The organism is Lachnoanaerobaculum sp., from assembly GCF_057250505.1.
In genome coordinates, this window is the sequence record NZ_DBHIEQ010000007.1 from 38,867 (window position 1) to 60,580 (window position 21,714).

Annotated in this window: 25 protein-coding genes; 18 read left to right on the forward strand and 7 right to left on the reverse strand. The window is 34.8% G+C overall.

Translation table 11 applies throughout. The features are described 5' to 3' along the window. The 4 genes from ACO6FI_RS04555 to ACO6FI_RS04570 all read left to right on the forward strand — a co-directional run. A partial coding sequence (locus ACO6FI_RS04555; RefSeq protein ID WP_485456310.1) for an aminotransferase class I/II-fold pyridoxal phosphate-dependent enzyme occupies nt 1–292 on the forward strand: 292 nt, incomplete at its 5' end. Nucleotides 293–600: 308 nt separating this feature from the next. Further along, a complete protein-coding gene (locus tag ACO6FI_RS04560) occupies nt 601–2,511 on the forward strand; it encodes an acyl-CoA dehydrogenase family protein (RefSeq protein ID WP_485456311.1) in 1,911 nt (636 codons plus the stop codon). Nucleotides 2,512–2,523: 12 nt separating this feature from the next. Further along, entirely contained in the window at nt 2,524–3,732 is a 1,209-nt protein-coding gene (locus tag ACO6FI_RS04565; RefSeq protein WP_485456312.1) for an FprA family A-type flavoprotein, read from the forward strand. Between the two features lie 115 nt (nt 3,733–3,847). After that, complete coding sequence (locus ACO6FI_RS04570; protein WP_485456313.1) at nt 3,848–4,444, forward strand: DMP19 family protein; 597 nt, start codon at nt 3,848–3,850, stop codon at nt 4,442–4,444. Nucleotides 4,445–4,516: 72 nt separating this feature from the next. On the opposite strand, the gene msrAB is transcribed toward ACO6FI_RS04570, so the two are convergent. Then, entirely contained in the window at nt 4,517–5,647 is a 1,131-nt protein-coding gene (gene msrAB / locus ACO6FI_RS04575) for a bifunctional peptide-methionine (S)-S-oxide reductase MsrA/peptide-methionine (R)-S-oxide reductase MsrB (protein WP_485456314.1), read from the reverse strand. A 113-nt stretch (nt 5,648–5,760) separates the two neighbouring features. On the opposite strand from msrAB, the gene ACO6FI_RS04580 reads away from it, so the two are divergent. From ACO6FI_RS04580 to ACO6FI_RS04620, 9 genes are all read left to right on the forward strand, one after another. Continuing rightward, entirely contained in the window at nt 5,761–6,453 is a 693-nt protein-coding gene (locus ACO6FI_RS04580) for a DNA alkylation repair protein (RefSeq protein ID WP_034215645.1), read from the forward strand. Nucleotides 6,454–6,462: 9 nt separating this feature from the next. Continuing rightward, nucleotides 6,463–7,086, forward strand: coding sequence for a methylated-DNA--[protein]-cysteine S-methyltransferase (locus ACO6FI_RS04585; RefSeq protein ID WP_485456315.1), 624 nt, complete (start codon nt 6,463–6,465; stop codon nt 7,084–7,086). 7 nt (nt 7,087–7,093) lie between these two features. Beyond that, a complete protein-coding gene (locus ACO6FI_RS04590; protein ID WP_485456316.1) occupies nt 7,094–8,425 on the forward strand; it encodes a putative ABC transporter permease in 1,332 nt (443 codons plus the stop codon). 4 nt (nt 8,426–8,429) lie between these two features. Further along, nucleotides 8,430–9,485, forward strand: coding sequence for a DMT family transporter (locus ACO6FI_RS04595; protein WP_485456317.1), 1,056 nt, complete (start codon nt 8,430–8,432; stop codon nt 9,483–9,485). A gap of 72 nt (nt 9,486–9,557) precedes the next feature. Further along, nucleotides 9,558–9,989 carry an Rrf2 family transcriptional regulator gene (locus tag ACO6FI_RS04600; protein ID WP_485456318.1) on the forward strand — a complete coding sequence of 144 codons (432 nt, stop codon included), beginning with the start codon at nt 9,558–9,560 and terminating at the stop codon, nt 9,987–9,989. A gap of 104 nt (nt 9,990–10,093) precedes the next feature. Further along, entirely contained in the window at nt 10,094–10,918 is an 825-nt protein-coding gene (locus tag ACO6FI_RS04605; RefSeq protein WP_485456319.1) for a protein-ADP-ribose hydrolase, read from the forward strand. Next, nucleotides 10,882–11,502 carry an NUDIX hydrolase N-terminal domain-containing protein gene (locus ACO6FI_RS04610; protein WP_485456320.1) on the forward strand — a complete coding sequence of 207 codons (621 nt, stop codon included), beginning with the start codon at nt 10,882–10,884 and terminating at the stop codon, nt 11,500–11,502. The genes ACO6FI_RS04605 and ACO6FI_RS04610 overlap by 37 nt, the downstream gene beginning before the upstream one ends. A gap of 34 nt (nt 11,503–11,536) precedes the next feature. Further along, nucleotides 11,537–12,529, forward strand: a complete 993-nt coding sequence (locus tag ACO6FI_RS04615; protein WP_485456321.1) for an SIR2 family NAD-dependent protein deacylase — start codon at nt 11,537–11,539, stop codon at nt 12,527–12,529. Between the two features lie 138 nt (nt 12,530–12,667). Further along, entirely contained in the window at nt 12,668–13,195 is a 528-nt protein-coding gene (locus tag ACO6FI_RS04620; RefSeq protein WP_485456322.1) for a GNAT family N-acetyltransferase, read from the forward strand. Nucleotides 13,196–13,244: 49 nt separating this feature from the next. On the opposite strand, the gene ACO6FI_RS04625 is transcribed toward ACO6FI_RS04620, so the two are convergent. The 4 genes from ACO6FI_RS04625 to ACO6FI_RS04640 form a co-directional block, all read right to left on the reverse strand. Further along, on the reverse strand, nt 13,245–13,592 hold the full coding sequence (locus tag ACO6FI_RS04625) for a type II toxin-antitoxin system HicB family antitoxin (protein WP_314758030.1): 348 nt from the start codon (nt 13,590–13,592) through the stop codon (nt 13,245–13,247). Then, on the reverse strand, nt 13,589–13,843 hold the full coding sequence (locus ACO6FI_RS04630) for a type II toxin-antitoxin system HicA family toxin (RefSeq protein WP_485456323.1): 255 nt from the start codon (nt 13,841–13,843) through the stop codon (nt 13,589–13,591). Before ACO6FI_RS04630 ends, ACO6FI_RS04625 begins: the two co-directional genes overlap by 4 nt. A gap of 99 nt (nt 13,844–13,942) precedes the next feature. Continuing rightward, nucleotides 13,943–15,454: an ABC transporter permease gene (locus tag ACO6FI_RS04635; protein ID WP_485456324.1), complete on the reverse strand. Its 1,512-nt coding sequence runs from the start codon at nt 15,452–15,454 to the stop codon at nt 13,943–13,945. After that, on the reverse strand, nt 15,451–16,167 hold the full coding sequence (locus ACO6FI_RS04640; RefSeq protein WP_485456325.1) for an ABC transporter ATP-binding protein: 717 nt from the start codon (nt 16,165–16,167) through the stop codon (nt 15,451–15,453). The genes ACO6FI_RS04635 and ACO6FI_RS04640 overlap by 4 nt, the downstream gene beginning before the upstream one ends. Nucleotides 16,168–16,323: 156 nt before the next feature. Between ACO6FI_RS04640 and ACO6FI_RS04645 the strand changes: the two genes are divergently transcribed. The 3 genes from ACO6FI_RS04645 (at nt 16,324) to ACO6FI_RS04655 (ending at nt 18,585) form a co-directional block, all read left to right on the forward strand. Beyond that, a complete protein-coding gene (locus ACO6FI_RS04645; RefSeq protein WP_485456326.1) occupies nt 16,324–17,028 on the forward strand; it encodes a response regulator transcription factor in 705 nt (234 codons plus the stop codon). After that, a complete protein-coding gene (locus tag ACO6FI_RS04650; protein WP_485456327.1) occupies nt 17,025–18,248 on the forward strand; it encodes a sensor histidine kinase in 1,224 nt (407 codons plus the stop codon). Before ACO6FI_RS04645 ends, ACO6FI_RS04650 begins: the two co-directional genes overlap by 4 nt. Before the next feature lie 94 nt (nt 18,249–18,342). Then, nucleotides 18,343–18,585, forward strand: coding sequence for a hypothetical protein (locus tag ACO6FI_RS04655; protein WP_314097785.1), 243 nt, complete (start codon nt 18,343–18,345; stop codon nt 18,583–18,585). An 81-nt stretch (nt 18,586–18,666) separates the two neighbouring features. On the opposite strand, the gene ACO6FI_RS04660 is transcribed toward ACO6FI_RS04655, so the two are convergent. Both ACO6FI_RS04660 and ACO6FI_RS04665 read right to left on the reverse strand, forming a co-directional pair. Next, the gene (locus ACO6FI_RS04660) at nt 18,667–18,864 is read right to left on the reverse strand and encodes a helix-turn-helix transcriptional regulator (protein WP_485456328.1); all 198 of its coding nucleotides are present in this window, start codon (nt 18,862–18,864) and stop codon (nt 18,667–18,669) included. 9 nt (nt 18,865–18,873) lie between these two features. After that, nucleotides 18,874–19,380, reverse strand: a complete 507-nt coding sequence (locus tag ACO6FI_RS04665) for a hypothetical protein (RefSeq protein ID WP_485456329.1) — start codon at nt 19,378–19,380, stop codon at nt 18,874–18,876. 164 nt (nt 19,381–19,544) lie between these two features. Here ACO6FI_RS04665 and ACO6FI_RS04670 point away from each other — a divergent pair, with 164 nt between their 5' ends. Continuing rightward, nucleotides 19,545–20,360, forward strand: coding sequence for a glycoside hydrolase family 191 protein (locus tag ACO6FI_RS04670; protein WP_485456330.1), 816 nt, complete (start codon nt 19,545–19,547; stop codon nt 20,358–20,360). Nucleotides 20,361–20,513: 153 nt separating this feature from the next. Then, nucleotides 20,514–21,575: an ABC transporter substrate-binding protein gene (locus ACO6FI_RS04675; RefSeq protein ID WP_485456331.1), complete on the forward strand. Its 1,062-nt coding sequence runs from the start codon at nt 20,514–20,516 to the stop codon at nt 21,573–21,575. The last annotated feature ends 139 nt before the right edge of the window (nt 21,576–21,714 follow it).

Consider the following 21,714-nt stretch of genomic DNA (forward strand, 5'->3'; position numbering starts at 1 on the left):
ACAGCCGAATATTGAAGTATACAGAACCAACAGAAACATTTTATTTGAGTCACTGCCGAAATTTGGGTATACGGTAGCAAATCCGGGAGGAGCTTTCTACCTGTTTATAAAGTCTCCAAGTGATGATGGAGATGAATTTTGTGAGAGAGCAAAGGAATATCATATGCTTTTAGTTCCCGGAGAAGGATTCGGAATGAAAGAATATGTCAGACTTTCTTTTTGTGTAGAAACCGAAAAGATAGAAAAGTCAATAGATGTGTTTAAGAAATTGATGGATGAGTATAAACTCTAATAGAGGTTAAAACAACTTAATAATAGAATATTGGCAGATACTTATAAAACTATAGAATTGGTGATATTGAACAGTTCTATAGCTTTTTATTATGCACTGTTCCGAAATTATACTTTCTTAGTAAAGTATATTGACTATTTTAAATAATGAAGTATACTTTACTTATAAAGTAAAGTATTACATAAGGTACATGATTGATTGTATGAAAATTACATTATAGTAAATATTCTATAATGATTTAGACTGCTGTGCAGTTTTATTTTGCCGATGTTTTATATCGGTGATAACAATATAAGTGGAGGGAATATATGTCTTATCAAACAACAAAAGAACATGAGTTGCTTAGAGAGAAGGTTCGTGAGTTTGCAGAGAGAGAAGTAAAGCCTGTAGCTTTCAGTCTTGATGTAAAGAGCGAATTTCCGACTCAAATCGTGAAGAACATGGGAAAGCTTGGCATTATGGGATTGCCATATGAAAAGAAGTACGGCGGAGCAGGTCTTGATGTTATAAGCTATGCCATAGCGGTAGAAGAGCTTTCAAGAGTTGATGGCGGTGTAGGTGTTATCCTTTCGGCTCATACTTCATTAGGAACTTATCCTATAGCGGCTTTCGGTAATGAAGAGCAAAAAAAGAAATATTTACCGGGGCTTTGCAGCGGAGAGCTTCTTGGAGCATTCGGACTTACGGAACCGAATGCCGGATCCGATGCGGGAGGCACGGAAACTACCGCTGATGATATGGGAGATTATTATCTCTTAAACGGAAATAAGATATTTATCACAAACGGTGGTGAAGCCGATGTTTATGTAATCTTTGCACTTACCACACCAAATATAGGTACAAGAGGTATCTCAGCACTTATAGTGGAAAAGGGTATGGAAGGATTTACATTCGGTGATCACTATGACAAGCTTGGAATCAGATCATCTGCGACCTGTGAGCTTAACTTTAATAATGTAAAGGTTCCAAAGGCGAATTTACTTGGTAAAGAAGGTCAGGGATTTAAGATTGCAATGGCTACACTTGACGGTGGTAGAATAGGAATTGCAGCTCAGGCACTTGGTATTGCACAGGGAGCTTTTGAAGAAGCTGTTGAATACAGTAAGGAAAGAGAGCAGTTCGGAAAGCCTATAGCCGCACAGCAGGCAATTGCATTTAAGATTGCGGATATGGCAACAAAGCTCAGATGTGCAAGAATGCTTGTATATTCCGCTGCGGAACTTAAAGAAGCTCATGCTCCGTACGGAATGGAATCAGCTATGGCAAAGCAGTATGCATCTGATGTTGCACTTGAGATAACTTCAGAAGCACTTCAGATTTTCGGCGGAAACGGATATCTTAAGGGAATGCCTGTAGAAAGAATGTATCGAGATGCCAGAATTACTCCAATATATGAGGGAACAAATGAGATACAAAGAGTCGTAATAGCGGCTCATATATTAGGTAAGATATCAAGAGGTGAAACTGCTGCCGTTAAGAAAACAAAGGGACCTGAGACCGGTGAGAGAAAGAGAATGATCATAGGAGAAGGTTCATTAAAAGAAAAAATTGATGTACTTGTATCAAATCTTAAAAAGGACGGATATGACTTCAGTGTCGGTATCCCTATGGATACACCTATCGTAGCTGCCGAAAGAGTTGTCAGTGCAGGACAGGGCATCGGTTCGAAAGAGAATATGAAGCTTGTAGAGGATTTGGCCAAGGCTGCCGGAGCTGCAATAGGTTCTTCAAGACCTGTAGCGGAGACTCTTGGATATTTGCCGCTTGACAGATACGTCGGTATGTCCGGTCAAAAGTTTAAGGGAAATCTTTATATTGCCTGCGGTATTTCAGGTGCATTACAGCATTTAAAAGGTATCAAGAATGCTTCTACAATAGTTGCTATAAATAAAGACCCGAATGCGAGAATCTTTAAAAACTGTGACTACGGTATTGTTGGTGATGTAAATGAGGTATTGCCTGCACTTACAAAAGCACTTGATACAGGTGAGAAGAAACCCGCGCCACCAATGAAGAAAATCAAGAGAGCTGTAGCTAAGAAGCATACACCTTCAAGAAAGCTCTATCTGTGTAACGGTTGTGGTTATGAATATGATGTACTTCTGGGAGATGAAGAGGGAGATGTAAGACCTGGAACAGAGTTTAAAGACCTTCCAAAGGAATGGGTATGTCCACACTGTGGTGAAGCTGCAGACAATTTCATAGAGATTGAAGTATAAGAGGAGGAGAGTATGTATAATTACCGTAAAGTTACAGATGATTTGTATTGGGTAGGTGGAGATGACCACAGATTAAGTCTTTTTGAAAATATTCATCCTATATATCATGGAGTATCTTATAATGCATATCTTCTTATGGATGAAAAAACGGTTCTGGTAGATACGGCAGACTGGTCGGTCGGAAGACAGTTTCTTGATAATGTAGAAGGTGTTTTAGGAGACAGAGGATTGGATTTTCTTCTGATAAACCATGTAGAGCCTGATCATGCGGCTTCTATTCCTGAGATTTTACTTCGTTGGCCTAATGTAAAGATAATTACAACTGAGAAGGCGGCTATGATACTTCGCCAGTTCGGATTCAATATCAGACCGGAGCAGGTGGATGAGGTTACAGAAGGCGACAGCAGATGTTTCGGAAAACATACAATTGCATTTGTAAAGGCTCCGATGGTACATTGGCCTGAGGCAATGGTAAGCTTTGATACTACAAACGGAGTACTTTTCTCAGCGGATGCCTTCGGTTCATTCAGAGCGCTTGACGGAAAACTTTTTGCGGATGAAGTAGAATTTGATAAAGAATGGCTTGATGATGCCAGAAGGTACTATACAAATATAGTCGGAAAGTATGGTCCGCAGGTTTTACAGGTATTAAAAAAGGCTTCTACTCTGCCTATTAAGTATATCTGCCCGCTTCACGGTCCGGTTTGGAGAAAGGATATTCCTTATATCTTGGATAAATATATGCACTGGGCAAGCTATGAGCCGGAAGAGAAGGGTATCATGATAGTATATGCTTCTATGTATGGAAATACAGAGGCTGCTGCACAGGTTTTAGCAAGAAAGTTATGTGAAAAAGGTATTACAAAGACAAGACTTTATGATGTTTCAAGTACACATGTGAGCTATCTTATATCAGATTTATTTAGATACAGCCATTTGGTACTTGCATCAGTAACATATAACCTTGGAATATTCCCTCCGATGCACAACTTCCTTATGGATCTTAAGGCTCTCAATCTGCAAAAGAGAACTTGTGCCATAGTTGAAAACGGCTCATGGGCACCAAACTCAGGTAATCTTATGAAGGCAGAGCTTGAAGAGATGAAGCATATGGATATTTTGGATGATGAAGTGAATATAACATCTTCATACAGAGAGAACAATGAAAGTGATATGGATGCATTGGTAGACGCTCTTGTTGCTTCATTTAATAAAAAATAATTTAATATAATTATAATTTCGGGTCGGGGAGTATTCTCCGACCTTTTTATATTGACAAAAAGTTCTTTTGGTTTAAGAATATGACCAGGTAATAAAATATTTTTGGAGGAGTAGTATGAACTCATTTAACAACTTTGATAATAAAGAGAATGCTACAACTGTGCACAACAGTGAGAAGGAACTTGATAAAGATAGAGCCGGAAAAACCTATGCAAAAATAACTGTAGAGGATATTGAAAAAACGGATGAATTTTGGGATATTTTGGATCCGATATACTGGACTATAGATATTTACAGTTCATATGAAGATTATTTAAATTCCGCAGGGGATTTCACATTGGAGCAAAGATATCTTAACGCAATATCATGGTATTTTATGGAAGTAAATAACGGAGGACATTTTCAGTTTTTTGACAACTCCACAGGAATAGTATGGGAAGATGCCCTAAACGGACTTAAAGAGTTCGGAATGGAAGAGTTGGCTGATAACTTTAAAAAGGTTGTAGATTTATTTGGAGGCAGTATTCCATTTGACAGAGAAGAGCGATGGGAAGCTATGGATAAAATGAGTGAAGACTTTGAAGAAGTTTTGGATAAGGCTGACAGTGTGGTATATGATTTGTATGACTATGACTATACATTTGAAATGAAATATATAAAATCTCATCCTGATAAGTTTGTATTTGAGGGATATTATAATAAGATAGTTTAACAGTATGGATAATATATAAGTAAAAATAAGGCTGAGATCATTTTTACATGTATTCTCAGCCTTTAAAATATATTATTCAAGCAGATATTTTAAGTATCCATATCCTCGTTCATCCATTTTTTCATATGGAATAAATTCAAGAGATGCACTGTTGATACAGTATCTTTTGCCACCTGATTCTTTGGGACCGTCATCAAAAACATGACCTAAATGTGTATCACCGCTCCGGCTTCTTACCTCAGTTCTGTTCATATTAAAGCTGTGGTCCTCATTGTACTTTACCACTTCTTTATTTATAGGCTTTGAAAAACTAGGCCACCCACAGCCTGATTCAAACTTATCTGTAGACAAAAATAGAGGTTCTTTTGTTGTAATATCTACATAGATTCCTTTTTCAAAATTATTCCAATATTCATTTGAAAAAGGTCTTTCCGTATCGCTGTTAACAGCAACTTGATATTGCTCATCTGTAAGCTGTTTTTTGAGTTCATCATTTGAAGGTCTTGGATATTTTGAAGCATCTATTTCAGGTTCATTGCTTTTTGATATATCTTTATCAGAAAGCGGTTTGTCTGCAAGAGACAGATCTATATGGCAGTATCCACCCGGATTTTTATCAAGGTAGTCTTGGTGATATTCTTCGGCAATAAAGAACTGTTGTAGAGGGAGTACTTCTATTGCTATAGGCTTATCATACTTATTTTGTTCATTTGCTAAAACTTTTTCTATTATAGTTTTTTCCGAATTATTTGTATAATAAACCCCGGTTCTATACTGAGTACCTGTATCATTACCTTGTTTATTAATACTTACGGGGTCTACTACACGAAGATAATATTCGAGCAGTTCTTCAAGGCTTACCATATCAGGATTATATACAACTTTTACAGTTTCGGCATGTCCACTTGTATGTAGATCTTTATAGCTTGGATTATCGGTTTTACCGTTTGCATATCCGCTTACGGCATCCTCAACACCTTTAATCTTTTGCATATATGCTTCCAGTCCCCAAAAACATCCTCCGGCAAGATAGATTTCTTTCAGTTTTCCTGAATCTACAGTATTATTATCATTAACTGTAAATTCGGTTGTATCGTTATTTGCAAGAGTCTTATCTTTGTTTTTAAAATACATGGCAAAAACATATACAACTGTTACTACTAAAAGTACCGGTATTATCAAAAGTAATTTGTTTTTATTCATTTTTGTTCCTTTCTATTATATTTGACTTCCACTATATTGGATTTGGTAATGATATAGATTATAATACAACTTACAAGGTAAAGGATAGGTAAAACTTTTAAAAGGAGTCGGGTATGATTTTGGATGAAATAAGAAATGAATTATTTAAAATGCAGGATATTGCTTATAGAGATTTTAACAGTAAGTTGATACCTACGGTTGATAAGAGTCTTTTTATAGGGGTAAGAACACCTGAACTTAGAAAGTATGCCAAGCAACTTGCTAAAAGAGAAGATATTGAAGAATTTTTACATTCATTACCACATAAATATTTTGATGAGAATCAGCTCCATGCATTTATTGTATCTGAAATAAAAGATTTTAAGAGCTGTGTTGATAAAGTGAATGGATTTTTACCATATATAGATAACTGGGCAACTTGTGACCAACTCTCACCGAAAGTATTTAAAAAACATCATAAGGAGTTGATTGCATATATAAAAGAATGGCTGGAATCTGATAAAGTATATACTGTTAGATTCGGTATCGGTATGCTTATGGAACATTTCTTGGATGAGGATTTTGATATAAGTTACCTCGAGACAGTTTCAAATATAAGGTCAGATGAATACTATGTAAATATGATGATTGCCTGGTATTTTGCAACGGCATTGGCAAAGCGCTATGAGAGTGTACTTCCCTTTATTGAAAAAAGGAGCCTTGATATATGGACCCATAATAAGGCTATACAAAAGGCGGTGGAAAGTTATAGAATAAGTACGGAGAGAAAAACTTATCTAAGAGAGCTGAAGGTAAAGAAGGGATAAGGTGTTTTATTGAGGACAAGAGAAGAGGCCTGTAGTTTCGGGCTGGGATTTGAAAATACATATTTGGATAAACCTTTTAGAAAGGCGGATTGGCAGCTGATTAGAGTAAATGACAGTAAGAAGGCCTTTCTTTGTATTTATGAAAAAGACGGTTTTATAAATTTAAATGTAAAAGTTGACCCTGCGTGGAGAGACTTTTGGAGAAATACATATGCTTCAGTCATTCCCGGGTATCATCAGAATAAGGAACATTGGAATACTATAATACTTGACGGCAGTATAAAGGAAGATGATATAAAGAGGATGATTGCTGAAAGCTATGATCTGGTAACGGATTCACCTACAAAAAGGATATATGAGGCGGTAAAGAGAATACCTAAAGGCAAGGTTGCAACCTATGGCAAGGTGGCAGAGATGGCGGGAAATAAAAAGATGTCAAGGGCGGTAGGAAATGCTCTTCATAAAAACCCTGATCCTGACAATATTCCTTGCTTTCGTGTGGTAAATTCAAAAGGTGAGCTTGCGCCTGAGTTTGCTTTTGGAGGAATCGGTGAACAGAGAAAGCTTTTAGAGGCTGAGGGAATAGAAGTTAAAGATAATAAAGTAGATTTATCAAAGTATGGTTTAGAATAGGAGTCTTATGAAGTTATTTGGAGGTGCGGACCTAATTATATATTTCTTTATATACGGGCTTTTGGCTTGGGTACTGAATACGGTTATATACAGTTTAAAAGAACAAAAGTATATAAATACGGGTGTGTTGAATATTCCGATTCTTATATGTCCTGCCTTGATTATGACTTTGATGATAATAGTATCGTCAGGGAAAAATGTCAGCTATTACGGAATGCTTATGATGGCTTTTATAGATTATTTTATACTGGATAAGTTAGGACTGTTCTTCTCACAAAGGCTCCTTTTAAAAAAGGAAATAAGCCCTGAAAGGTTGGGATATGGTAAGAACCTGAAGACTAATTTAATAAATGCGATTATTATAATAGCTGTATGTTTTACCTGTTTAAAAACTTTACAGCCTATTATATTTTCTTTGGTATCGCTGATTCCAAGAATAATAGTAAATATAATTGCCCTTGTTCTTTTACTGCTTCTGATTTCAGATATTGTATTTACATATATTTTTGTCAGAAAATACCCTATGCAAAGTATGGACAGCAATATAGCCAAGAGAAAAAATACTTTTGGAGAATGGATTTCAAAAAACATCTGGCAGAGAATTTATAAGCTTTATCCAAGCCTTTTATCGGATGATTTTGAAGACAGCAATAAAGGTATTTCAGATGCGGATAAATTACTTGAAGAACAGGGAATTATATTTGCAAGAGGAATAAATGCCGCTAAGCTTATTTGGGTACTGTTTATATCCTCGCTTATCGGAGATATCGTAGAAACCATATATGTGCTTATTGTAGGCCATGAACTTATGAGACGCTCAAGTTTTGTACTCGGACCTTTCAGCCTTGTGTGGGGACTTGGTGCGGTAATACTTACATTAGCACTTTCAAAAGTAAAAAGGCAGAATAATCTGTCTATATTTATATCAGGCTTCTTTTTTGGAGGAGTATTTGAATACTTGTGCTCCGTATTTACTGAAGTATTTTTCGGTATGAAGTTTTGGGACTATTCACATATGTCTTTTAATATTGACGGCAGAACAAATCTTTTGTTTATGTTCTTTTGGGGCATAGTGGCTTTGGTATGGTTTAAATTCATATACCCTCCTTTTTCAAAGTTTATAGAGAAAATTCCACCTGTAACCGGCTCGGTACTTGCAGTTGTTATAGCACTGTTTTTTATCTGCAACGGAACGGTTACTTCAATGGTAATGATAAGGACTACGGACAGAAAAAAACACCCTGAAGCAAGGAATGTAATAGAGCAGTTCATAGATGATGAATATCCGAATAAAGCGGTGAGAAAGCTTTGGCCGAATATGAATTTTTTGGAGGAGTAGATATATGAAAAAGAGCAAAAAAAGTATGGCTGTAATTATGGCATTACTGGCGGCAACATTCTATGCGATAAATACTCCTTTTTCTAAAGTACTTTTGAAAAATGTCACACCGACATTTATGGCTTCATTTTTGTATCTGGGAGCCGGTATCGGTGTAGGTATAATGTATCTGCTTAATTCAAAAAGAGAGAAGAATATTGAAAAGCTCTCAAAGACAGACTTGCCATATACTCTAGGGATGATTGTTCTTGATATTTTGGCACCTATATTTTTAATGATCGGAATAAATATAGGTTCGGCTTCAAATGCATCATTACTTGGAAACTTTGAAATCGTAGTGACCACACTCATCGCTCTTTTGATATTCAAAGAGGTTGTAACATCAAGGCTGTGGCTTGCCATAGGATTTATTACATTGTCAAGTATAGTTCTATCATTTGAAGGAAGCGGAAGTTTTAAATTCTCTTTGGGTTCATTGTTTGTAATACTTGCAACATGTTGCTGGGGACTTGAAAACAACTGTACAAGAATGATTTCAGATAAAAGTACCTATGAGATTGTGATATTAAAAGGAATATTTTCAGGTACAGGTTCATTTATAATTGCAATAATACTTGGGGAGAGGATACCTGATATAAAATATATTTTGACTTCAATGTTGCTTGGGTTTGTGGCATATGGTCTCAGTATATTTTTATATATCAGGGCACAGAGAGATTTGGGTGCCGCCAAAACAAGTGCATACTATGCAATAGCTCCTTTTATAGGTACATTCTTATCATTTGTTGTAGATGGTGACAGATTGACAGAAGTTTATTTTATCGGACTTATATTTATGATGATAGGAAGCGTGATTGTTGTATATGATACAATGTTGAAAAATCATATTCATTACCATATACATACGATTGTTCATACACATAACGGCTCAACACATAAGCATGTAATTAAACATGAGCATACTCACTCTCATTTGGTTTCAGAAGAAAAGCATTCTCACAGTCATGATGATTATATAAACAGTGTGGAGCATAAGAGAATGCATGAGACGGGTGTGTAGATTTATATTTAATGTAAATGTTGACATTACATTAAATAGGCTATATTATTTTACTAAAAAAGGAGTATACAAATGCAGATATCAAGCAGATTTACAATAGCATTACATATTTTTGCATGTGTAGCATATTTTAAAGATAAAGAGAAGATAACCAGCGACTTTCTATCAGGCAGTATAAGTTCAAACCCTGTAATTATCAGAAATATTCTTTCTCAGTTAAAGAAAGCCGGACTTATAAATGTAGTCAGAGGAACCGGAGGTATAGAGATCATAAAAGAGCCGTCTGAGATAACATTTTATGATGTTTATAAGGCGGTTGAAGCAGTTAAAGAAGAGGGACTGTTTCATTTCCATGAGGAGCCGAATCCTTCTTGCCCTGTAGGGAAAAATATACATGGAATTTTAGACAGTAAGCTTGGTGAAATACAGGATGCGATGGAAAACAAGATGAAAAGCTATACTCTTTTGGATATTGAAAAGGGTATAAAAGAGATTTCAGACTAAAAGATGCTTATAACGGCATCTTTTTTTAAATTATAGTATTGACAAATTTGATGTAATTATTTATATTACAACTAGTATATATTCTGTTTTTAAAGGAGGTAAGTATGAATCAAAATGAAAGACTTGATTATCTCATAGAAGCTTTTAAAGAAGATTCCGTAGAGTATAAGAACTTAAAAGTACCTGTATATACAGACGGTAAGAAAAGAATATTACGTTCTCTTATGAATATCAGAATGCCGAGGGAAATGAATACTGAGGTATTAAAAATACAGGATGAATATCTTAGAGAAGCCATAAATGAAAACGGTATAGTAAATCTTTCCAATATAGATATGGTGGAAGATTCTATTTCTATATGGCAGGGAGATATTACAAGGTTAAAGGTTGATGCAATAGTTAATGCCGCAAACTCACAGATGCTTGGTTGCTTTATTCCTATGCATAGCTGTATTGATAATTGTATACATACATTTGCCGGTGTGGAGCTTAGAAATGAATGTAATAAAAAAATGAATCAGCTAAAGATCCGCTATGGCAGGGATTATGAACAACCTACAGCAATTCCTATGCTCACAGATGCTTACAATCTTCCCGCAAAAAAGATTGTGCATATAGTCGGCCCTATTGTACAGGGGGGACTTAGCAAAAGGAATGAGGAAGATCTTAAAAACTGTTATAAAAACACTTTAGATCTTTGCGTTGAAAACGGATTGAGAAGCGTGGCATTTTGCTGTATATCTACCGGAGTATTTCATTTTCCGAATAAAAGAGCTGCTGAAATTGCAGTAGCAACTGTAAGAGAATGGTTAAAAGAAAATCAAGGTAAAATGGACCATGTAATATTTAATGTATTTAAGGATGAGGATAAGAAATATTACGAGAGGGAACTATGGATAAAAAAGAATGTTGGTTACAGTGGGCAATAGAATTACAGAGTCTGGCACAGATAGGTCTTAATTATTGTAAAGATATATATGATAAAGAAAGATATCAGAGAATCAGAGATATTTCTGCAGAAATAGTTTCATTTATGACGGATATTCCAAATATGAAAGTTAAAAATCTTTTCTGCAATGAAAGTGGTTATCAGACACCAAAACTTGACACAAGAGCCGCTATTTTTAAAGATGAAAAAATTCTTCTTGTACATGAAAATGACGGCAAATGGTCTTTACCCGGAGGATGGGTGGATGTTAATGTATCAGTAGGCGAAAATGTAGTAAAAGAGGTTAAGGAAGAATCAGGATTGGATGTTATCACGGAAAAAGTAATAGCGATTCAAGACAGATCAAAACATAATCTACCCGTCTATGCATATGGAATATGTAAAATTTTTGTCCAATGTTCTGTAATTGGTGGTAAATTTGAAGAGAATAATGAAACAACAGAATATCGTTATTTTTCAATATCAGAATTACCTGAATTGGCAACAGAGAAAAATACTGTAGAACAAATCAAAATATGTTTTGAGGCTTATAAATCATATAATTGGAAAACATTATTGGATTAATTATTTTAGAAAATTCACAGAAAGGAGCAGAACTATGGATATTGAAGTTTTTAAAGTATCTGACGGTTACAGAGAGTCTATCAGCAAAGGAATAGCTGCAATGCAGTATTTTAAGGGCAGAGTTAAGTATGGAACCGGCGACAGAGAAGAACAGTTACAAAGATTAAAGAATGAAATTAGAAGTTGTGATGCAATTTTGATTGGAGCCGGTGCAGGCCTCTCCACATCTGCAGGATTAACATACTCCGGTGAAAGATTTGATAAGTATTTCTTTGATTTTGCAAAGGCTTTCGGTATAAAAGATATATATTCAGGCGGTTTTTATCCTTTTCCGAAGAAAGAGATATTTTGGGCATGGTGGGCAAGGCATATTTATTTTAACAGATATGTTGATGCTTCAAAACCTGTATATAAGGACTTATTTAACTTGGTAAGGGATAAGGACTACTTTGTAATTACAACAAATGTAGACCATCAGTTTCAAAGAACAGGATTTGATAAGAAAAGACTTTTCTACACTCAAGGAGATTACGGAGTTTTTCAAAGTACAAATTCGGATTGCAAAGATACCTCTGATAATAAGGAGTGGGTAGAAAAAGCTTTAAAAGCACAGGGATTTATTAAAGACGATAACGGTGTATTTATAGTACCTAGTGATCGAGAAATTCTTATGGAAATACCTACTGAACTTATACCGAAGACTCCAAGCGGTGATGATGTGACTACAAATCTTCGAGCTGATGATACTTTCGTAGAGGATAAAGGCTGGCATAATGCTTCAAGTAATTATGCTGATTTTATAAGAAGACATGAAAACTTGCATATACTCTTTTTGGAACTTGGAGTAGGAGCAAATACACCTGTTATTATAAAATATCCTTTTTGGCAGATGACATATGACAATAAAAAGGCGGTATATGCCTGTTTAAACTATGGAGAAGCCTTCTGCCCTGAGAAGATTAATGATAGAAGTATATGTATTGACGGGGATATTGGGGAAATTCTGTCACAGATTAAAGAAAAGTAATAGTTCTAAGGCGTGTATTGGAATTATGCCACGAATAATATACAATATTAGTGACATAATAAAAGGATGTTCTAATTGATTTTAGATTGGTCGGTTTTTAAACATTTAAGCTTACCTAAATGAAGGAGTGGAGAAAAAATGAGTATATTTACACCTGAAGCAAACATAATAATAAAAGAAGCAAGACCTGAAGATGCAGCTAAGCTAATTGAATACACAAAGCTTGTAGGTGCACAAACTGATAATCTAAGCTTCGGTAAAGAAGGTATAGGAGATACACCTGAGGTAGAGAAAGAGTTTATCAAAAGAATTAATTCAGGTCCGAAGTCTGTGATGTATTTTGCATGGAAAAATGATGATATAGTCGGATGTGCAAGTATAAGCGGTATGAAGCGAAGAATGATTCACAGAGCAAACTTTGCTATAAGTGTTGCCAAATCGGAATGGGGAAGCGGAATTGGAAGTGCACTTTTAGAAAAATGTATTTCCTTTGCTAAGAATAATGGAATAGAAATCATAAACCTTGATACAAGGAGTGATAATATCCGTGCTATTAGCCTATATAAAAAGTTCGGATTTGTAAAAATCGGTCAGATGCCTGCTTTTTTAAAAATAAATGGCGAATATATAGATGCGGATTTGATGTATCTGGATTTGAGAAAGTAATAAAAGATTATACCCCCACACCGGATAAAAAATCTGATGTGGGGACATTTTATATGTTTATCTTGGCAGCAGGAGAATTATTTAAAGTTTCTTCAATATATTTATTTATAGATATCTTATTACTTGTTGCATATACAAATATTTTCTTATGAAGTTCAGGTGAGAGACGAATATTAAAACTTCCTTTAAATGCAACCTCAGGTTCTTTACCTTCAGACTTACAAATATCAAGATAGTCATCAACAGCACCATGAAAATCATCTAACAGTTCTTTAGCATTTTCACCCTCATAAGAGATCAATGATCTTATACCTAGAACTTTTCCAAAGAAAATACAGTCTTCTTCAGAAAATTCAACGCTTCCAATATATCCTTTATACATAATAGTATTATTCATATGAGTCCCTCCTGTTCCAGAATTATTATAAGTTGCTTTATTTGATATGCTTTTAATTCTTTTTGTGGATGTGGTTTATGAAGCAAAATACTACCAAAGCTATTATTAACAAAGATTACTCTGGAACCACTGGTTTTCCCTTTATTTGAACGGAAATAGCCGAAGTAGTTTAATAGTGTTTCTGCATCATTAAAAGTAAAATCTTTAGGATTAGACTTGAGATGTTTTATAAGTTTTTCTTTTTGCCCCATAGCATTCCTCCTTTTCTATATTGTACCTTATTGAAGATGATTTTACAACTAAAAATAGTTGCAAAATTGAGACTTTAAATATGAATAATTATTTCCCCTCTACCTCCCCGTTTTTATATCTGAATTGTTCAGAAAAAGCAATCCTATGGCAAAAGAAATGAAAATATAAAGCATACAAGTTATTATTACAACAGGTAGATTTATTTCACCGGTTATATTTGTGCTGCCCATAGAGTATATAAGCATTGAAAAAGGTGTTGTATAGAAAAATCTCTTTACTGTGAGAAGAAATCCTAAAATATTTCCAAGGAAGGATAGTCCTACAGGTATTGCAAATGAAGGTATTATCAGAGAAAGCATACACTGAAAACTTGAAACGGCAATTATACAAAGTATACTTGCAAAGATTCTTAAATAAAATTCTTTCGGTATGCTTCCGGTAATCCCGATAAGCTTTCCTGAAACAACATAGATAAATGCGATCCATAACATACAAACAGTTGAAATGACAGCTACGGTAAGCCATTTATCCTTTAATACTTTGAAGCGTGAACTTGATGTAAGCATTATATTCCAGTTGGTTCCAAGATGTTCCATGCGAAAATCAAGGCTTGCAAGTATGGCAATTAATGGTGACAGGAAAAACAAACCTAAAAATAATGACTCCTGTGTCCAAAGGTCTGCCCAGTCAAATGATAATACTCCTTGATTTGAAAGGAAATTTATAATACCGATACCTGCAGAAATTAACGGAATCAATGCAAAGGGAATCCATACAGGGTTTCTCTTCATCTTGATAAGTTCGGCAGGCAATATGGTATGAGCATTTTTGCTTTTCCTATGTACATGAGCAATCTTAAAGTTACCTGTTTCAGGATCATTAAATACGGATAGACTAAGCTTATATGTAACAAAGAAATATAAAAAGCTTATAAATATCGCTTTTATATCTATTGCATTCCATGAAAGCAGCATATTTCTTGTAGCAGAGTCATAATCCATAGTAACGGTACTTAAAGAAAAAAGCACGGACCATGGAGTTAGTGCCGCTTTACTTACAAAAGCAATGAATACACCTGCAAGTGTACCTCCGAATGCGATTGAAAGCGCTGCAAATTGATTCCTGAACCTTAAGGACAGCAGACATTGAAGCTGAAATATAATCATTCCGAAAATAATCTCTGCAAATTCAGTCTGAAGTAATGCAAAGATTGGGAATCCTCCACCAATCATGAATTTAATACCTAAATATAAAATCATTATTGTCTGTATAAAACAAAACAAAGCTATATGTATTAAGCCGAATAAAAGTTTGGAAGAAAAGAGTTTTTTCCTGCTTTCCAGTGTGGGAAGAGTATTCCACATATTTCCTTTATTTTCTATATCAATACATCTGCTTGCCAGTACCGACATCATAATGGAAATCAACATTGTATTCAAAAACGGAATCGAACTGAAGATCATCTGCCATTCCTGTCCCTTTGGTAAGTCTCCATATGAGATGTAGAAATAGTTTAGTCCTGTTACAATAAATAATAATGATGCGGAAATCATGAATTTATTTTTTGTAAATTCAATGGATATTGATTTGTTTAAGCTGATTTGTTTCATAATGACTCCTTTTCCCCTGTAAGCTTAAGGAAAATCTGCTCCAAACTCTTACCAGTTGATTCGAGACTTGAGAGCTTTCCCTGGTACAGCATTTGACCATGATTTATAATACCTACATAGTCAGCCATTTGTTCTATCTCATTTAGCAGATGGCTTGAGATAATTACAGTTATATCTCTTTCTTTCGGCAGGGAAGTTATTAGTTTTCTTATCTCCATTATTCCGGCAGGGTCAAGTCCGTTGGTAGGCTCATCCAATATAAGTAATTTCGGATTTCCAAGAAGTGCCATAGCGATACCTAGCCTTTGCTTCATACCAAGTGAATAAGCAGCAAGCTTTTTATCTCTTTGTTCATACAGTCTTACCGTTTTCAGAGCTTTTTCTATTTCAGTTTCTTTAACACCTTTTAACTTTGCTATGATTTGCATATTTTCAAGTCCGGTTAAATGAGGATATCCACCGGGATTTTCTATAAGGCTGCCTGTTTGATGAAGCAGGTTTAACAGATTCTTGTTTGAAACTTTTTCACCGAAGAGTTTTATCTCTCCCGAGTCTTTCTTTATAAGTCCTAAAATCATTTTTAATGTAGTGCTTTTTCCCGCTCCGTTAGGTCCGAGAAATCCGTATACACAGGATTTAGGTACACTCATGGATAAGTCATGTACACGATTTTTTTTAGATAAATTTTTAGTTTCAAGTATTGTCTCAGTCATTGTTTTTCTCCTTTTGCTTGATATGTGAGTATGATAATGAATGAAGATTAAATGAAGATTATCTCCACATTATGTTTACATTAAGAAAAGTATTTTTATATAGCGACTTTACTTAAATACGATATAATAAGAAAACAAAACAATTTAGGAGTATATATGGAAAAGAAAGATTGTAAAATTCTGATAATTGATGATGAAGCGGAATTATCAAAGGTTTTAGGAGATATTTTAAAAAATGACGGATATACTGATATAGAATATGCCGATAATTTAAAAGAGGGAAGAGAGAAAATAGACAGCACTCAGATTCATCTTATTTTACTTGATGTAATGCTTGGGGACGGCAACGGATTTGATTTTTATGAGGAATTAAAAAGAGTAGGTATATTTCCTAAACTGCCCGTTATCTTCCTGTCGGCAAGAGATGAGGATGAAGACAGACTTCACGGTCTTGGATTGGGAGCGGATGATTATATAACAAAACCCTTCCTTCCAAAAGAATTGTTACTACGTATCGGTGCTGTACTTAGAAGATGTTATTCACTTGATGAAAACACATCAGATATTGTTTTAGGCGAAAGCCGAGTTTCTATAGAAGGAGGTATTGTAAAAAAGAATGGAGATGTCATAACATTGACAGCCAAAGAACTTGCATTATTCTCAATTCTATATAGAAATAGAGGTAGGATAGTAACTACAGATATACTTTGTGAAGAGCTTTGGCCGGACGGCAGTTTCGGACTTGAAAATTCCTTGATTGTACATATGCGCCATTTAAGAGAAAAGATAGAAAAAGATCCTTCAAAACCGATTTTTTTAAAGACGGTAAGAGGTTTGGGATATAAGATGGAGAAGATATGAGAAAAAGCTTAGAGAGAAGATTGCAATTTATACTGTGGGTACTTGTTTTTGCCATAGCCATATTGTTTGTGGATTTCATAATCTGTATGGTTGTGATGTATAAAAGCTCAGATATAAACTATACGGATGCAAGCGAGATAATGGAGAGTTTATCATACAATGCCGGTGAATATGTTTTAAGTGATGAAGAAAGTACACAATTACAAAAGAATAACGAATTTGCATTTTTACTGGACAGTACCGGAAATATTATATGGTCTGAAAATATGCCTGAATCTTTGAAAAAATCAAAGTATACTTTGCAGGATGTAGCTAAGTTTACAAGGTATTATCTGGGTGACTATCCTGTACGTACTTATATAGTCAGTGAGGACAGATTGTTGATAGTCGGAAAGCTGAATGCGGATATATGGAAATATACTTTGGAATATGATGCGAATAATGTTTTGACATTCTTGGAAATAACTCCGGTATTACTTATTTTCAATATTATTTTGTTTATCTTTGTTTCGATAAGGATGTATAAAGCAAGACAAAGAAGAATAGAGGAAGAAAGGGTAGAGTGGATTGCCGGAGTTTCTCATGATATCAGGACACCGCTTGCCGTTATTTTAGGTAATGCACAAATGATTACCAAAGAAAGCAATATTGATGAAATAAAAAGAAAGGCTGAGATTATTGAAAGTCAAGGACTTCGTATAAGAGCATTGGTAGAGAATTTAAATATAACAAGTAAGCTCGACTTCGGTACAAAAAGATTTGAAAAAAGCAAGGTTTGTTTAAGTACACTTATCAGAAAGATTGTAAGTAATATGATAAATTCACTTGATATTGATGCACAGTCTAAGTATGATTTTGAACTGAACATAGATGATGAGTTGCAAAAATATGAAGTTTCATTAAATGAAGAACTGTTTGAAAGAGCCGTAATAAATCTTTTAAATAATGCTTTTCGTCACAATCCCGGCGGATGCAGCATCTATATAAATCTATATAAAGAAAATAAAAAAACTGTTTTGGAGATAGGAGACAGCGGAAGCGGAATACCTGGCGAGTTTTTACAAAGACTGAATCAAAGATCATATGCCGAGAGTAAAAGCGTCGGAAAACATGGACTTGGACTAAAGATAGTTAAGAAGGTAGCAGCATTTCATAGATGGAAGGTAAAATTTACTAACGGCAAGAATGCAGGATTTGTTTGCAGGATGGAAATAAAATAGGTAGTAGGGAAGATTAACAGGGATTTATTATAATGTTATTCTATAGACACAGGTGGGAATTCCCACAAATTAAACGTTTATTTTAGAGGAACTTATGAATACAAGTGTAAGAGAATATGATGCAAAGTTAGATTCAAAGAAAAGAATTACTTTAAGAGGATGTATATTTGAGTATTACCATGTGAAAGAGAAAGAAGACGGAACGATACTGCTTGAGCCTCGTGAACTTAGAGAGCCTTTCAGGATTTCCGAGAATACATTACATATGATGGATACGGCAGTTGAAAATATTAAAGCCGGAATTACATCAGATGAAATCGACTTATCCGAGTTCTAAGGTGAGATATGTATAAAAGAAAATTACATTATCTAAGTTTGGCGAAGAAGTAGGTTGAAAAATAAGAGGGCAAGCACCCTCTTATTCTTCTGCCCAGAACAATTCATCTAAAGTCTTATCAAGTGCGCGGCAGATGGATAGACATAGGCGAATTGTGGGATTGTAGTCTCCCTTTTCTATAGCATTTATTGTTTGTCGGCTGACCCCTACCAGATCTGCAAGCTGCTGTTGGGAGAGGTCTTTTGCGGCTCTGGCAGATTTTAATTTAAGGTTTTTCATAGTTCCCCCTTATTCTTCATCTTTTTTAGATCTGTCTATCAACAATTTTATTACCAAGTTTAAAGTTAAAATAATAAAGGCAACAGCCACAATAAGATTTATGCCTTCTCTAAACTGTAACACTCCGTCTTTAAACAATGTGTGATCTGCTACAGACCTTATTAAGTAGTAGGCATTTAATAAAAATATAATGATATAGGTGATAAAGTGCTTTTTATAATTATTATTTTTATAGCTGCCGTAGGCGTCATTAAAAACAATATAAGTGTTCAGCACAATACCTGATATAAAAAGTATTATAACACTTATAAGATCATTTGAAACAGGTAATGCTACAGTATCTTTTGTGAATACATGTAAAATTGAAAGTATCATTATGGTAAAGTATGCATAAGCATATCCGCGTCCTCTGACAGCCAACTGTCTTTCATCATATTCTTCCTTTGACTTTTTTGAATTAAAAGCCAAAACTCCAAATACACCTACAATAAATAAACCAATCATAATATATTCCATAAAAACTCCTTTCAGACAAAATGTCATATATGTTTTACATCATCAATATAACTCTATTATTACATTATGTCAAGTACATTTTACTTTATGTAAGATTATATACTTGCTTAAAACATATATAATTGATATAAATAGGATGTATCAACATAGAAAGGAGTTTTCCTATGAAAAAATTCAAGGTGATCGTTGTGGCTGTAATCTGTGGTCTTGTTCTTTTTGCTTTTGCTAAAGCCGATTCTATACAGGATAAATATTACGGTGTATTTATAGGTATGACTAAAGAAGAGGGGATTAAGCTCAGTGATTACAAAGTCCTTGTACTTGAACCTACTGAATTTAATAAAGATGACGTAAAGAAGCTACATGAGAAGAATAAAAAAATATATGCCTATCTTAATATAGGATCTTTGGAAAACTATCGCCAATACTATGGGGAGTATAAATATAAAACACTTGGTACATATGAGAACTGGGAAGATGAGTACTGGATGGATGTCTCTGATAAGAAATGGCAAAATCTTATAGCAGATGAGCTTGGAAATAAAATAGCAGATAAAGGCTTTGACGGATTTTTTATAGATAACTGTGATGTATATTATCAGTTTCCCGAAGAGAAAATCTTTGACGGACTTTGTTCAATACTGAAGGAGCTTAGAAAGTATAATCTTGATACTGTAATCAACGGCGGAGATACATTTGTAAGCAAATGCATAGATGAAAAAATCGCAAAGGAAATGTTTGACGGGATCAATCAGGAATGTGTATTTACAAGTATTGACTTTGAGAATGAAAAATTCGGTGAAAAATCATCTACAGACCGTGAATATTTTATACAATATTTGGATAAAGTAAAAATGGATGGACTTAAGGTATTTTTAACAGAGTACGGAGCTGATGTAAGAACTTTACAAGAGATTGAAAAATATTGTAAAGAAAACGGATTTCATTGGTACAATGCAAAGAATATGGATCTAAAATAGAATTTTAAGTGTTTTAGATATAGTATAGGGGTATAGGTATATTGTTTAAAATTTAATTTTGTATATTGACTTTTTTATTGGAAATGTTAGAATATCTAAATGTTATGAATTGATATTCATAAGACACAATAACATTACTAAGAAGAGGTATTTATGAAAAAGTTGGCGATTTTGGCAGGACTTTGTATTACAGCGGTGAGTATGTCCGCTTGCAGTTCTCAAAAGAGAGTAGTCGGTTCCAAAGGTGACGAGTACTCTGTGAAAAAGGATGTGGAGAAGGTCAGCAATGAGGCACAGTCAGGCGATACGACTTATGAGCCTTATACAATCACATTGAATCTTGAGAGATCAGGTGCAGGACAAAATATGGAAGAGACATTTACATCCGCACCGAAGAGAATAGTGGCAGACGGTGATCAAATGGTGGATTTCTTTTTGGATCTCGGACTTGAAGACAGTATCGTAGGATATACAAGAGGAGCTTGTCTTGATACTGTAAATGATTTCCCGGCAAGAGATAAGTTAAATAAGATAGTTCCTGACGGTCAGAATCTAAGTAAGGCATCCAAGGAACAGATTCTTGCATTAAAACCTGATTTTATGATAGGCTGGGATTCACTTTTCTCAGATACCAATTTCTCTGTAGACTGGTGTCTTAAGAATAATATTATTCCGTATTTCCCATACTCATGTTCAGATAAGGCGACTATGGAAGATGTATACAAGGACTATGACACATTAGGACATATCTTCGGTGTTAAAGACCTTGCAAACAAAAAAGTACAGGCTATGAAAGATACTATAGAAGATGTAAAGAAGACACTTGGTGATGATGTTTATAAAAAGCCTGTTTCAGTCTTTGTATATGACTCGGGTGAGGATGCACCTTTTACAGCTTGTCAGGGAATACCGGGAGATATGATAAAGCTTGCAGGAGGTCTTTCAATATTTAGTGATATAGACAAGGGCTGGGCCACACCTTCATGGGAAGAGGTTGTTGCAAGAGATCCGGATGTAATTCTTATACTTGATTATAATAATGATACCGAGGCAAAGAAGAAGTTCCTTGAGACTAATGAGTTTACAAAGAATCTTCGTGCTGTAAAGGAAGGAAGAATCTACAGCGCTTGTTGTTCAGATATGCAGGGATCTTCAGGTTCCGCAAATGCCGTAAAGATAATGGCGCAGCAGTTCTATCCTGATAAATTCAAATAAGTTTTAGATTAGAGGCTGTCACTTTGGTGGCAGTCTTGTTTTAGGAGACAGTATGAAAAAATTTAAAAAGCATTTTTTACCGCTTGAGTCAAACGGTGCATATCTGTTTTTTATATTTATAATGATTGCCGCACTGATT